The organism is Streptomyces sp. NPDC087844, assembly GCF_044742785.1.
Classification (GTDB): Bacteria; Actinomycetota; Actinomycetes; order Streptomycetales; family Streptomycetaceae; genus Streptomyces.
This window is the reverse complement of the sequence record NZ_JBIUVD010000007.1, coordinates 224,025-237,125: the sequence shown is the minus strand read 5'-3', so window position 1 is coordinate 237,125 and position 13,101 is coordinate 224,025. Positions and strand designations below refer to the sequence as shown.

The following is a 13,101-nucleotide window of genomic DNA, read 5'->3' as shown; positions in this document are numbered from 1 at the left end:
ACGGTCGGGAGCGCGAGCTGGCTTTGGCCGGCTCAGCGAACGTAGGGGCGAGCGCGTTCGGGGCGCGTCGTCCGCGGCACCGACGTCAGGCCCTCCGTGCGGAGGATCCGCCGTGGCGTCATCCCTGCGAAGTACGCCCGGGGGACGGTGACTTGGTCACGAAGGCGGACGCGGATGAGGGCGGAAGGGCCGCACAATGTGCTGATGGAGACGGAAGGCCGGCGTCGGTGGGTCGGGCAGCTGCGCGACGCGCTGCGTCCGGAGCCCGGACCCGCACCGCTGTCACCCCGGGCGGTGCGCTTCGATGTGGTGCTGGCCGTCGTGCTGACCGTCGGCGCGCTGCTCTGGGCCGCGCGCTTTCCCGACGTCGGACAGCTCGTCCGGATCGACCAGGACGCTTTCCCGCCTCTGCCTCCGCCTCCGCGGCCCGAGCCCTCCGTCGTGGTGCGGGAGTCGACGCGTTCCCCGGCGGTCTGGCCCCTCGTCGTGCTCTCGACGCTGCCCCTGGCGGCCCGCCGCCGGTACCCGCTGGCGGCCTTCGTCGTCGTGCTGTGCGCGACCCTGGTCATGGTCGACGACGCTTCCTGGACGAACGTGGTGACCTGTGTCATCGGCGCGTACAGCGCCGTCGTCCACAGCCGCTACCGGGTGCGGGCGATGGCCGCGCTGGTCGTCGCCGCTGTGCTGGCCGGCCTCGCGTTCCGGGAGACGGAGCCCATCCTGCCGGGCTGGTCGAGCCCGGCGGTCGTGCTGCTGATCGCCGGGGCGGGGGCCGGCCTCGTCCGGTTCTGGCAGCGACAGCTGCGTGCGAGCCAGGACCGCTACTCGCGGCTGCAACAGGACCAGGAAGAGGCCATGCGCCGGGCCGTCGAGGAGGAACGGTCCCGGATCGCCGCCGAGTTGCACGATGTCGTGACCCACAATGTGAGCGTGATGGTCATTCAGGCGGGAGCGGCACGCAAGGTGATGGACGCGGCGCCCGAGCGCTCGAAGGCTGCGCTGCTCGCGGTCGAGGCCGGTGGCCGGGCCGCCATGTCCGAACTGCGCCACGTGATGGGCCTGCTCGCGGTGCCGGACAACGAGCGACTCGACGGCTTCGAGCCCCAGCCCGGACTGGCGCAGCTCGACACCCTGGTGGAGCGGGTACGCGCCGCCGGGACACCGGTGCGCATCGCGGTGACGCTGCCACCGGAACCGCTGCCGCCGGGGGTGGACCTCGCGGCGTACCGCGTCGTCCAGGAGGCGCTGACCAACACGATCAAGCACGCGCCCGGCGCCGAGGCGTCCGTCGTGATCGGCTACGCCGAGGACTGGCTGGAGATCGAGATCGCCGACACCGGCGGCGAGCGGGACGCCGTACCGACGGCGAAGGGCAACGCCGACGCCACCGTCAACAGCACCGGCACCGGCACCGGCACTCGCACCGGCACCGGTCTTATCGGACTGCGCGAGCGGCTGGCGGTCTACGGCGGCGAACTGACGACCGGGCCGACCCTGGCAGGCGGCTACCGCATCAGGGCCCGGGTCCCCTGGCGGACCGCATGAGCCGGCCGGGCCTGCGCGCCGTCGTCGCCGACGACCAGGCCCTGGTGCGGACGGGCTTCGGGATGATCCTGGCCGCGGACGGCATCGAGGTGACGGCCGAGGCGGCCGACGGGGCCGAGGCGGTCGCCGCGGTCCACCGCACGCGGCCCGATGTCGTCCTCATGGACATCCGGATGCCCCGGATGGACGGCATCGAAGCGACCAGGCGGATCCTCGCCGACGGCCAGGACAGCACCCGCGTCATCATCCTGACCACCTACGACCTCGACCACTACGTCTACGCCGCCCTCACCGCCGGCGCCAGCGGCTTCCTGCTCAAGGACGTCAGTCCCGAGCACCTGGTGGCCGCCGTACGACTGGTGCAGACCGGCGACGCCCTTCTCGCGCCCTCGATCACCCGCCGTCTGATCGAGCGCTTCGCCCGTCGCGAGGAGCCGGGGGCCGCCACCGCGCACCGCGAACTGTCGGGCCTGACCCCACGCGAACTGGAGGTGCTCCGCCTGCTCGCGACCGGTCTCAGCAACGCCGAACTCGCCGAGCGCCTCTTCCTCAGTCCGACCACGGTCAAGACGCACATCGGCCGCATCCTGTCGAAGCTGGACCTCCGGGACCGCGTACAGGCCGTGGTCCTCGCGTACGAGACAGGGCTGATCGCCCCGGAGGGCGGCGCCCGGCCGCCGGCGCCGTGGAGCGGGCCGTCCCGGTGACCGGCGACCCCGTGGTGGCCGGGCGGTTCGCGGGTGCCGGCCGGCCGGGAATCACCCCGTGAACGCCTTGGCGAACGCGCCCGCCTCCTGCTCGACCCCGCTGCAGTTCGTCGCCGCGTCGTCCGAGGACGCATCGTCGCCCTCACACTCCTGGTCCCGGAACGTGGACCACATCGACACCCACGCAACCCCCTTCTCCTCCGCGAACGACCGCACCTCCGCCGCGTCCGCCAGCGAGAACGTCTCGTTGTCCACGTCGTTGACACCCAGCATCGAGGTCAGAGCGAGCCCCTTCCACGCCCCCGCGTCCGACAACCCGAAGACCGTCTCCAACTGGTCGTGGGCCGCCTGCGCCGACGTTTTCGCGTAGTCGCCCATGTCCTCGTCGTACGAACTGCCGTAGTTCATGGTCATGATGTTGACCGTGGACACCACGACACCGTTGTCGTTGGCGGACTCCAGCAGCGCGACGCTGTCGTCGTCGAGACCGGACGGCATGACGGGCAGCGTGAAGGTGACCGCCAGATCCCCGCGCTCCTTCTGCAGCAGAGCGATCGCCTCGGAGCGCAGCGCGACCGAGTCGGAGTCGGTCAACTGCGTGCCCTCGACGTCGAAGTCGGCCTCCGTCGCCCCGGCGGCGTCGAGCGCCTTCCCATAGGCGGCGGCCAGCTCCGACGCGCTGTCACAGGTCGAGGCCAGCTCCTTCCCCGAGGCCCCACCGAAGGAGACCCGCACGGCCGAGCCCGACTCGGTCAGCGCCGAGATACGGGATTTCACCGCCGAGTCGCCGATCGCGGTCGTGCCGTTCCAGGAAGGCGTACAGGCGCTGCCGTCAGCGATGACGAAGGCCAGGTTGTACGTCGACGGAGAGCCGGCCGAGTCGTTGTCGGAGGCGGTGGTGGCACTGACGTACGGGGCGTAAGCGGTGCCCGACGAACTCTCGGAGGGTGACGCGCTGCTCTGCGGACGGCTCGTCGAGCCCGAGTCGGAGGAGTCGTCCGTCCCCGAGGAACACCCCGCGGTGGCCAGGGCGATCACACAGATGAGCCCCGCGGCCGGCTTCAGGAAAGTCCTCATCGCGCATGCTCCCACTTTCGTGATTCTCGTCTCAGGATGGAAACAAATCGCGTTTCCGAAGTGAAAATGTCTCACGGGCGGCCTTGCTGCACGAAGACAGCAGATTCAGGGAAGGTGCACAGAAACAGCCCGGCAAATGGGGTCAACCGGACATGAATATGTGGACATTGGGCATCTTCTCGGCGGTCCTCGCCCGGACCGGCGATCGAGGATTCTCTCAGGGAAAAGACAGACTCGGGCGTTTCTCATGGCCGTCTCACAACAGAATCAGAGTTTCGGACACATAAAGGCTCCCTAATGTCTGGGGAATGCATTCCGAGCCTGCCATCGAATCCCGCGCCGCAGTGCGCGGCCGCCGCCGCAAACGCGGCAACGGGCCTGAGGACGGTCCCGTGTTCGTTGACAACTCCGGTCGCAGGGCCAGGTTTCTGCGCCGGATCGGCATCCTCCTCGGCGTCGTCTGTATCGGGTACGCGGTCGTGCTCGGCATGGCGTTCATGGGGTGGGGCCCCTCGCTCACGCCGTCCTCGCTGCTGCCCTTCGGTACAGGCGGCCCGAACGGCGGTCAGAACTCCGGGCCGGGCGGCGGGCTCCAGCCGCAGGGCGGTTACGGCAGTCCGCCCGCGCGGCCCACCGGCGCCCCGCCCTCGGGTGCCGCGACCGGCGCCGCACCCACCGCCGCCCCGTCGGCGTCCGTCTCCGCCCCGTCCGCGTCCGCCTCCGCGGCCGCCAACTGACCGGAACGGACCCCCACTCATGGCTAGTACGACGCCCTCGCGCGGTCGCCGGCGGGCCCCCTCCCGGATGACACGGGCCGCGGGCAAGGCAGCGGCGCTGCAGAAACCGCGTGTCATCCTCGCCCTGCTGCTCCTTCTCGCGCTCACCAGCGTGATGCTGCTGGACGGCTATCTGCGCTCGGAGGTCGGCGGCGACGAGCGCGTACGCAGCGACGCCAGTTCCAGCAAGGTCCCGGAGTCCGTCATCGACGGCGGCCCGATCCTCTCCTTCAGGAACGGTGAGGCCCAGTCCCGGTCCGTCCCGGAGAAGACCATCGCGCTCACCTTCGACGACGGCCCCAACCCCACGTGGACGCCCCAGATCCTGAAGATCCTGCAGGAGAACGACGTCCCGGGTACGTTCTTCCTGGTCGGCTCGATGGTCTCGCGCTACCCGAGCATCGTGAACGACCTGGTCGACCAGGGCAACGAGGTCGGCATCCACACCTTCACGCACGTCGACCTCTCGTACCAGAGCGACTCGCGGATCCAGCGGGAGATGGACCAGACGCAGCTCGCCCTGGCGGGCGCGGCGGGCATCACGACGACGCTGTTCCGTGCCCCGTACTCCTCGGAGACGGACGCCATCGACAACTACAGCTGGCCCGTCTACAAGGAGCTCGGCGCCGAGGGCTACACCAGCGTCTTCGTCGACACCGACAGCGACGACTGGAAGCGGCCCGGCGTCTCGAAGATCATCAAGTGGGCCACGCCGTCGAAGAACAAGGGCGCCTCGGTGCTCTTCCACGACGCGGGCGGCGAGCGTTCGCAGACGGTCAAGGCGCTCGGCACGTACATCAAGAAGATGAAGGCGAAGGGCTACACCTTCACCACCATCAGCGGTGCCATCCAGCAGGCGGACGCCGCGGAGCAGCAGTCGGGCACGGACGACGACGCCTCCGACGACGCCGGCGCCGCGGCCGGCGCGAACCAGCAGGGGAACGGAGCGCAGCCCGGCAACGGCGAGGCACCCGGCGGTCAGCAGGGCCAGCAAGGCGAGGGGGCCCAGGGAGGCAACGGACTCCAGGCAGCGCACCGCACCGCCACCGGCACCACCCTCTACGAAGGCAGGGCGCTCGTCGCGGCGGTCGCCGTCGCCGAGTGGACCGTACCGGGGCTCGCGACCGGTCTTGCCGTCGTGGGCGTCGCCGTCATGGGCCGCTTCGGGATGATGCTGATCCTCGCCCGCAGGCACTACCGCAAGCGCAACAAACGCCGGTTCAGCTGGGGGGAGCCCGTCACCCGGCCGGTCAGTGTGATCGTGCCCGCGTACAACGAGAAGGAGTGCATCGCCAACACCCTGAAGTCGCTGGCGCAGAGCACCCACCCGATCGAGATCATCGTGGTGGACGACGGTTCCACGGACGGCACCAAGGAGATCGCCGAGGCGCTCGGGATGCCCAACGTGCGCGTCATCCGCCAGGAGAACGCGGGCAAACCCGCCGCCCTCAACAACGGGGTGCGGAACGCCAGTTACGACATCGTCGTGATGATGGACGGCGACACCGTCTTCGAGGCGGACACCGTACGACAGCTGGTCCAGCCCTTCGCCGACCCCGGCGTCGGCGCGGTCGCGGGCAACGCCAAGGTCGGCAACCGGAACACGATCATCGGTGCCTGGCAGCACATCGAGTACGTGATGGGCTTCAACCTCGACCGCCGCATGTACGACCTGCTGCGCTGCATGCCCACCATTCCGGGCGCGATCGGCGCGTTCCGCAGGGAGGCCGTGCTCGGCGTCGGCGGGATGAGCGAGGACACCCTCGCCGAGGACACCGACATCACCATCGCCATGCACCGGGCGGGCTGGCGGGTCGTCTACCAGGAGCACGCCAAGGCCTGGACCGAGGCGCCGGCCTCCCTCAAGCAGCTGTGGTCCCAGCGCTACCGCTGGTCGTACGGGACCATGCAGGCGCTGTGGAAGCACCGCAAGTCCCTGATCGACAAGGGCCCCTCGGGCCGCTTCGGCCGGGTCGGCATGCCCCTGGTGGTGATCTTCCAGATCGTCACGCCCGTCTTCGCCCCGCTGATCGACGTGTTCACCGTCTACTCGATGATCTTCATCGACTTCAAGGCGTCGCTGCTCGCCTGGCTGGCCGTGCTGTGCGTCCAGCTCGTCTGCGCGGCGTACGCGTTCCGGCTCGACCGGGAGAAGTACCGGTATCTGCTGATGATGCCGCTGCAGCAGCTCGCGTACCGGCAGATGATGTACCTCGTCCTGATCCACTCCTGCATCACGGCTCTCACAGGCGGCCGCCTGCGCTGGCAGAAGCTGAAGCGCACCGGAGAGGTCGGTACACCGGCGGGGGTGGGCTGATGGGCTCGCACCGCCGGGGCGGCCCCCCGGTCGCCGATTCCGGTGCCGTCGCCGAGTCCGGTGCGGTCCCGGACCCGGCCCGCCTGCCGCGGGTGGAGCCGGAGACCCTGCCGCAGTCCCCGCCGCAGTCCCCGCCGGACTCCCCGTTCGCAGGGCTTACCGGCAAGGGGCGTACCGCGAAGGGCCGCGACCGGTACTTCGACACCCTCCGGGCCGTCGCCCTCGTCCGCGTCGTCACCTACCACACCTTCGGCTGGGCCTGGGCGGGCATGGTCCTCCCCTCCATGGGGATCATGTTCGCGCTCGCCGGCACCCTGATGGCGAAGTCCCTGGAGCGGCCCGCCCTCAAGGTGATCAGGAGCCGGGTCCGCCGGCTCCTGCCGCCCTTCTGGTTCTGGGGTTTCTTCGTCGTGGTCGCGATGCTGATCCACGGCTGGATGCCCGGTTGGCAGATCGTCTACTGGATCGTGCCGCTCGGCGACCCGCCGGGCAACGCGTGGGGCGAGCAGGCCTGGGAGATCCTCTGGTACCTGCGGACGTACCTCTGGTTCGTCCTGCTGTCGCCCCTGCTGCTGAGGGTCTTCCGGCTGGCCCCGGTCGCGGTCCTGGTCCTCTCGCTGGCCCCGATCGTGGTCGTCCAGTTCTTCTGGACGCCGCCGGACAACCGCTTCGGCATCGGTCTCATCGACCTGGCCACGTACCTGTTCTGCTGGATCCTCGGCTTCGCGCACCGCGACGGTGTCCTCGATCGGCTGAAACCGTTCGCCGTCGTCGTCCTCTCGCTCGCCGCGATCGGGTACGGCGGCTGGTACGCCTTCACGCACCAGGCCGAGACGGGCTCGTACGACCTCGACGACATCCCGTACGCGCAGGCGTTCTGGTCGGCGGGGTTCGTGACCCTGCTGATGTACGCGAAGGCGCGCCTCGGGATCGACTTCGCGTGGCTGGTCCGTTTCAAGCGCCTCGACCGGATCGTGCGGATCTTCAACGCCCGCGCGGTGACGGTCTACCTCTGGCACGAGCTGGCGTTGATACTCGCCATCCCGCTGGTCGACCAGTTCTGGAACGTCCCGGCCTTCGAGGCGTATCTGCCGCTGGAGAGCCAGTGGTTCATGTTCGGCATCGGCTGGATCCTCATCGGCGTGTTCATCCTGCTGTGCGGGTGGGTGGAGGACGTGGCCGCGAAGACGAAGCCGAGACTGCTGCCCTGAGGGACCCCGCAGGTCCTGGTCCTCGGACGGGCCGGCGTACGGGCCGGCGTACGGGCCGGGCGCCGGAGAGTCGTCCGGCCCGTACTGCCACAATGGGACCGTGACCCGCGCATCCCTGAACAAGCAGCCGCACGAAGTCGCCTCGATGTTCGACGACGTCGCGGAACGCTACGACCTGACGAACGACGTGCTGTCGCTGGGCCAGGACCGGGTGTGGCGCAAGGAGGTCGCGAAGGCGGTCGACGCGCGGCCCGCGCAGAAGATCCTGGACCTCGCGGCGGGCACCGCCACCTCTTCCCTGCCCTTCGCCCGCACGGGTGCGTACGTCGTCCCCTGCGACTTCTCCCTCGGGATGCTCCGGGTCGGCAAGAAGAACCACCCCTGGCTGCCGCTGACGGCGGGCGACGCCACGAAGCTGCCGTTCAAGGACGACACCTTCGACGCGGTGACGATCTCCTTCGGCCTGCGCAACGTGCAGTCCACCGGCACGGACACCGCGCTGCGGGAGCTGTACCGGGTGACGAAGCCCGGCGGGCGGGTGGTGATCTGCGAGTTCTCGCACCCGACGTGGGCGCCGTTGCGCACGGTCTACACCGAGTACCTGATGCGCGCCCTGCCGCCGGTGGCCCGTGCGGTCTCCTCGAATCCGGAGGCGTACGTCTATCTCGCCGAGTCGATCCGCGAATGGCCCGACCAGCCCGCCCTCGCCGAGCGCCTGATCGAGGCCGGCTGGTCGAAGGTGGCCTGGCGGAACCTCTCGGGCGGGATCGTCGCGCTGCACCGCGGATTCAAGCCAAGCCAGGGCCAGGGCCAGAGCTAGATCTAGAGCTGGGGCGTCGGTGAACGGCTGCGTGGCGCTCGCTCATCTCAGGAGCGCGAAGGGATCGCGCGGAGAGTCGAGTTCGCGTTGCAGGCCGCCCGACGGCGGCTGGGGCAGTCGCGGTTCGCGCACCCCGGCGCCCCCGCCGCCCTCACCCTCGCCGAGGTCGAACCACACCGTCACGACCGCCCCGCGCGGCACCTCGGAACCGGGCCGCGGGTACTGGCGTACGACGTAGTCGACGACCGTCAGGTCGAAGTCGGGCCGGTCGGGCGCGGCGAGGAGCACTCCACGGGCCTCGGCCGTCTCGCGCGCGTCCACGGCCATCAGACCGACGAGCCGCGGTACGCGCACTTCGGGTGTCTTGCGTGGTATGCGCACAGACGTCACCCCCTGCGGTACCCGCAGGGTAAGCCCATGCCGGGCCCCGCCGGAAGGCGTCGGAGGGCGGGCCGCCGGTGGCCCGGCGCCGTCAGAGAGCCAGCCGGTAGCAGTGCCCGAACTGATCCGTCTTCGGTGAGGTGAACGTCTCCGCCAGCTCCATGCCCAGACGTCTGGTCACGGCGATCGAGCGTTCGTTGCGGGAGTTCACCATGGCCACCACGCGGGAGACGCCCGTGGCGCGCACCCGTTCCAGCGTGGACCGCGCCGCCGCCGTCACGTAGCCCTTGCCCCAGTAGTCCCGGCCGAGCCGCCAGCCGATCTCGATCTCGCCCTTCGGACCCCACTCGTACGGCCACGGCTGGGCGCCGGTGAAGCCGATGACCCGGTCCTCCTCGTCGAGCATGGTCCAGAAGCAGAAACCGTGCTCGGCGTCGTGCCGTCGCTGGCGGGCGGTCAACTCCTCGTAGACGGACAGTTCGGCGGATTTCCCGCCGTGGAACTCCATCACGTCCGGGTGGTCGAAGGCGCGGTGCCAGGCGAAGGCGTCCTCGTCGGTGGGGACGCGCAGGTGTACCACGGGGAGAGCTCGGTTCACGGGGCAGCCCTTCAGCCAGGTGATCAGTACCGCTGCATAGACTGCCCATGTCCCGTGCCCGTCAGCACGCGGATTTCGAGACTTCGCGCTACGAGATTTTCGAGCCTTCGAGACTTGGGGAGACCCCGCCGTGACCGAGTCCCAGTCCCAGCCCCTCTCCGAACACACCGCGCCCCTCTCCGAGCATTCCGCCGACGTGATCGTCGTCGGGGCGGGGCCGGCCGGTTCCACCACGGCGTACTACCTGGCCAAGGCCGGGCTTGATGTCCTGCTCCTGGAGAAGACCGCGTTCCCGCGGGAGAAGGTGTGCGGCGACGGACTGACGCCCCGGGCCACCAAACAGCTCGTCTCCATGGGGATCGACATCTCGGAGGAGGCGGGCTGGCTCCGGAACAAAGGGCTCCGCATCATCGGCGGAGGGGTCCGCCTCCAGCTGGACTGGCCGGAACTCGCCTCCTACCCCGACTACGGACTCGTCCGCAAGCGCGACGACTTCGACGAGCAGCTGGCCCGGCAGGCGCAGAAGGCGGGCGCGCGCCTGTACGAGCGCTGCAACGTCGGCGCCCCGATCGTCGACGACCGCACGGGCCACATCACGGGCGTCCACGCGAAGCTCGGTGACGCCGACTCCAAGGAGAAGCGCGAAGTCACCTTCCACGCGCCCCTGGTCGTCGCCGCCGACGGCAACTCGACCCGGCTGTCCCTGGCGATGGGCCTGCACCGCCGCGAGGACCGCCCGATGGGCGTCGCGGTGCGTACGTACTTCACGTCCCCGCGCCACGAGGACGACTACCTGGAGTCGTGGCTGGAGCTGTGGGACCGCCGCGGACCCGGCGAGGACCGTCTGCTGCCGGGCTACGGCTGGATCTTCGGCATGGGCGACGGCACGTCCAACGTCGGCCTGGGCGTCCTCAACACCTCGTCCTCGTTCAAGGAACTGGACTGGCGCGAGGTGCTCAAGGCGTGGTGCGCCTCGATGCCGGCGGACTGGGGCTACACCCCGGAGAACATGACGATCCCGATCCGCGGGGCCGCCCTGCCGATGGCCTTCAACCGCCAGCCCCACTACACGAAGGGCCTGCTGCTCGTCGGCGACGCGGGCGGCATGGTGAATCCCTTCAACGGCGAGGGCATCGCGTACGCCATGGAGTCCGGGCAGATCGCCGCGGACGTCATCGTCCAGGCGCAGGCCCGTGCGACCCCCGCCCAGCGTGAACTCGCCCTCCAGCGCTACCCGAAGGTCCTCAAGGACACCTACGGCGGCTACTACACGCTCGGCCGCGCCTTCGTGAAGCTCATCGGCAACCCGAAGGTCATGAAGATCGCCGCTCAGCGCGGCCTCACCCACCCCATGCTGATGAAGTTCACCCTGAAGATGCTCGCCAACCTGACGGACCCGACGGGCGGCGACGCGATGGACCGCATCATCAACGGCCTGACCAAGGTGGCCCCGAGGGCCTGACGGGACCGGGGGCCGGCCGTGCCCCGTGTCGGCACGCACGCATGCTTGTGGGCCGTTTCCCCCGCCGGGGAAACGGCCCACAAAAGCGTTCAAAAGGCGTGATCCAGGGGCGTGACCGGAGGTCAGAGCACCCGAACCGCACCGTCCGCCGGGTAGCCCGACAGGTCCTGGATGACGACGCCCTTCGAGGGGTTCGCCGCGTCCAGGTACTGGCCGCCGCCGATGTAGACACCCACGTGGTACGCCGAGCCCGCGCCACCCCAGTACAGGATGTCGCCGACCTGGATGTTGGACAGCGAGACCGGGGTGCCGGCCACGGACTGGTCCTGGGAGACGCGCGGCAGGTCGACACCGACCTGCTTGAACGCCGCCTGGACCAGGCTGGAGCAGTCCCACGCGTCGGGTCCGGAGGCACCCATGACGTAGGCGTCACCGACCTGCGCCCGCAGGAAGCTGATGACGGTCCCGACGCTGCCGCTGGCGGGAGCCACGACGTCGCTGCTTGCCGCCGTGGACGCCGTGGAGGCCGTCGTGAGGGTCTCCCGGCCCGCGGAGCGCGTGGCGCGCTCGGCGGCATCCTTACGGGCGGCCTCGGCCTTCTCCTTGGCCTCGGCCTTCTTCTTCGCGTCCGCGAGGTCCGACTTGGCCTGCTTCGCGGCCTTCGCGGCAGCCGCGTCGCGCTCGGCACGCAGCTGGTAGTCGGCCGCGGCCTGCTGGGTGACCTCCGCGGACTCGGCGACCTGGGCGGTCATGTCGGCCGTGAGGGTGGGCAGCTCGATGGTCTGCGTCACCGGCTCGGCCGCGTTGGCCGTTCCGGCGGCACCGGCCACTGCCAGGGTGCCGAGGACGCCACCGGCAACTCCGGCGCGCATCGCGAGCGCCGAACTGCTGCGAGGCCGGGGTTTCCGGTGGCTTCGTATGTGAGCGGTGTGGGACATAGGGACAACCGGTATCAGGGGCTCCTCCATACCTTCAAGAAACGTGTGGTGCGCCACAATTGTTCAATGGGCGCGCGAATCGGGGCCGTGACGCCCTTTATTGACGCCGTAACGGGCATAGCGGACAGCGCCCGACGCGCCTGTGATCACGGCCTTTTCGAGTTACGTCCGAATTGCCCGCGGCCTACCACTCGTTGGGGCGGTTGGCCAAGCCCGGTTGTTTCCAGCCTGTTACCGATGTGACGCACGTCACGGAACGGCGACCCCCGCGACCGCGTTGCGCGTGCGGATCGCGGGGAGACTCGGCGCCGACCCGGAGGGTGGCCCCGGGGTCGTCCCGGCGTCGTCCTCCGCTCGTGAACGGATGCACGCACCCCCGCCGTCCACAACGGACATCCCAACTCCCCCCGGCATGTGAACGACTTCCTCTATCAAGCGGCCCCGTCCAGCACCAATTTGCCTTGGATCCGCCTGGCTTGATAGTGCGCCAAGGCCCGGACCAGCGACGACGAGCGGAAATATCACCTCTGGTGATCACTCGGACGCTTCTCGTACGAAGATCGACACTCATCCGACTTCATGATCCTTCGCTGGGTGGTGGAGATCACAAAGGCGTTGTCGCACCCCGTGTCGCAGATCACAGACCGGCAGGCATAGGATGCGGGGCAGTTGGGCTTGTGACCTGCTTCACATGTGCGCGATCTTCGTGTGAGCCGCACGGAGCTCGCGCGCCTCATGAGGTCCATGGGGTTCGTGGAGCGGGGGCGACGCCTGATGCAACCGCCAGCAGTCAATGCCGACTGAGAGGAGCGAGGAGCGGTGAACGCGTATGCGCCCATCCTCGTACTGGGAGCCCTCGGGGCAGGCTTTGCGATCTTCTCCGTGGTCATGGCCACGCTTATCGGTCCAAAGCGATACAACCGGGCCAAGCTTGACGCCTACGAGTGCGGAATCGAGCCGACCCCCACGCCGGCGGGCGGTGGGCGGTTCCCCATCAAGTACTACCTGACGGCGATGCTCTTCATCATTTTCGATATCGAGATCGTCTTCCTCTATCCCTGGGCCGTCACCTTCGACGCGCTCGGGGTCTTCGGGCTCGTGGAGATGCTGCTCTTCGTGCTCACCGTCTTCGTCGCCTACGCGTATGTGTGGCGGCGCGGCGGCCTGGAATGGGACTGAACCCGTATGGGACCGAACCCCGTAAGGGCCCCGCATGGGACTGACCCCCGCAAGGGACTGAGCCCCGTATAGGGGACAGAGGAGCCATTG

Annotated in this window: 12 protein-coding genes; 8 read left to right on the top strand and 4 right to left on the bottom strand. The window is 69.4% G+C overall.

The window, feature by feature from the left end:
• The first annotated feature begins 204 nt into the window (after positions 1–204).
• Entirely contained in the window at positions 205–1,545 is a 1,341-nt protein-coding gene (locus ACIOKD_RS16985; RefSeq protein ID WP_402084049.1) for a sensor histidine kinase, read from the top strand.
• Complete coding sequence (locus ACIOKD_RS16980; protein ID WP_402084046.1) at positions 1,542–2,252, top strand: response regulator; 711 nt, start codon at positions 1,542–1,544, stop codon at positions 2,250–2,252. The genes ACIOKD_RS16985 and ACIOKD_RS16980 overlap by 4 nt, the downstream gene beginning before the upstream one ends.
• A 51-nt stretch (positions 2,253–2,303) precedes the next feature.
• On the opposite strand, the gene ACIOKD_RS16975 is transcribed toward ACIOKD_RS16980, so the two are convergent.
• Positions 2,304–3,329, bottom strand: coding sequence for a chitinase (locus tag ACIOKD_RS16975; RefSeq protein ID WP_402084044.1), 1,026 nt, complete (start codon positions 3,327–3,329; stop codon positions 2,304–2,306).
• 308 nt (positions 3,330–3,637) lie between these two features.
• Here ACIOKD_RS16975 and ACIOKD_RS16970 point away from each other — a divergent pair, with 308 nt between their 5' ends.
• The 4 genes from ACIOKD_RS16970 (at position 3,638) to ACIOKD_RS16955 (ending at position 8,453) form a co-directional block, all read left to right on the top strand.
• Entirely contained in the window at positions 3,638–4,066 is a 429-nt protein-coding gene (locus tag ACIOKD_RS16970) for a hypothetical protein (RefSeq protein WP_402084041.1), read from the top strand.
• Between the two features lie 19 nt (positions 4,067–4,085).
• Positions 4,086–6,422 carry a bifunctional polysaccharide deacetylase/glycosyltransferase family 2 protein gene (locus tag ACIOKD_RS16965; protein ID WP_402084038.1) on the top strand — a complete coding sequence of 779 codons (2,337 nt, stop codon included), beginning with the start codon at positions 4,086–4,088 and terminating at the stop codon, positions 6,420–6,422.
• Positions 6,422–7,633 (top strand): acyltransferase, encoded by a 1,212-nt coding sequence (locus tag ACIOKD_RS16960; protein ID WP_402084036.1) that lies wholly within the window; start codon positions 6,422–6,424, stop codon positions 7,631–7,633. The genes ACIOKD_RS16965 and ACIOKD_RS16960 overlap by 1 nt, the downstream gene beginning before the upstream one ends.
• Positions 7,634–7,733: 100 nt before the next feature.
• Positions 7,734–8,453, top strand: coding sequence for a demethylmenaquinone methyltransferase (locus tag ACIOKD_RS16955; protein WP_402084034.1), 720 nt, complete (start codon positions 7,734–7,736; stop codon positions 8,451–8,453).
• 42 nt (positions 8,454–8,495) lie between these two features.
• Here ACIOKD_RS16955 and ACIOKD_RS16950 read toward each other — a convergent pair whose 3' ends face one another.
• The gene (locus ACIOKD_RS16950) at positions 8,496–8,834 is read right to left on the bottom strand and encodes a PASTA domain-containing protein (RefSeq protein WP_402084032.1); all 339 of its coding nucleotides are present in this window, start codon (positions 8,832–8,834) and stop codon (positions 8,496–8,498) included.
• Positions 8,835–8,925: 91 nt separating this feature from the next.
• Positions 8,926–9,432 (bottom strand): GNAT family N-acetyltransferase, encoded by a 507-nt coding sequence (locus tag ACIOKD_RS16945; protein WP_402084029.1) that lies wholly within the window; start codon positions 9,430–9,432, stop codon positions 8,926–8,928.
• 130 nt (positions 9,433–9,562) lie between these two features.
• Here ACIOKD_RS16945 and ACIOKD_RS16940 point away from each other — a divergent pair, with 130 nt between their 5' ends.
• Positions 9,563–10,894 carry a geranylgeranyl reductase family protein gene (locus ACIOKD_RS16940; RefSeq protein WP_402084027.1) on the top strand — a complete coding sequence of 444 codons (1,332 nt, stop codon included), beginning with the start codon at positions 9,563–9,565 and terminating at the stop codon, positions 10,892–10,894.
• A gap of 122 nt (positions 10,895–11,016) precedes the next feature.
• Here ACIOKD_RS16940 and ACIOKD_RS16935 read toward each other — a convergent pair whose 3' ends face one another.
• Entirely contained in the window at positions 11,017–11,862 is an 846-nt protein-coding gene (locus ACIOKD_RS16935) for a C40 family peptidase (protein ID WP_402084025.1), read from the bottom strand.
• A gap of 789 nt (positions 11,863–12,651) precedes the next feature.
• Here ACIOKD_RS16935 and ACIOKD_RS16930 point away from each other — a divergent pair.
• Entirely contained in the window at positions 12,652–13,011 is a 360-nt protein-coding gene (locus ACIOKD_RS16930; RefSeq protein ID WP_189776989.1) for an NADH-quinone oxidoreductase subunit A, read from the top strand.
• The last annotated feature ends 90 nt before the right edge of the window (positions 13,012–13,101 follow it).

Bases quoted from the DNA above. Each gene is read 5' to 3' on its own strand.
- ACIOKD_RS16960 (WP_402084036.1), top strand. From the start codon at position 6,422: ATGGGCTCGCACCGCCGGGGCGGCCCCCCGGTCGCCGATTCCGGTGCC.
- ACIOKD_RS16985 (WP_402084049.1), top strand. From the start codon at position 205: ATGGAGACGGAAGGCCGGCGTCGGTGGGTCGGGCAGCTGCGCGACGCG.
- ACIOKD_RS16965 (WP_402084038.1), top strand. From the start codon at position 4,086: ATGGCTAGTACGACGCCCTCGCGCGGTCGCCGGCGGGCCCCCTCCCGG.
- ACIOKD_RS16970 (WP_402084041.1), top strand. From the start codon at position 3,638: ATGCATTCCGAGCCTGCCATCGAATCCCGCGCCGCAGTGCGCGGCCGC.
- ACIOKD_RS16980 (WP_402084046.1), top strand. From the start codon at position 1,542: ATGAGCCGGCCGGGCCTGCGCGCCGTCGTCGCCGACGACCAGGCCCTG.
- ACIOKD_RS16975 (WP_402084044.1), bottom strand. From the start codon at position 3,329: ATGAGGACTTTCCTGAAGCCGGCCGCGGGGCTCATCTGTGTGATCGCC.
- ACIOKD_RS16935 (WP_402084025.1), bottom strand. From the start codon at position 11,862: ATGGAGGAGCCCCTGATACCGGTTGTCCCTATGTCCCACACCGCTCAC.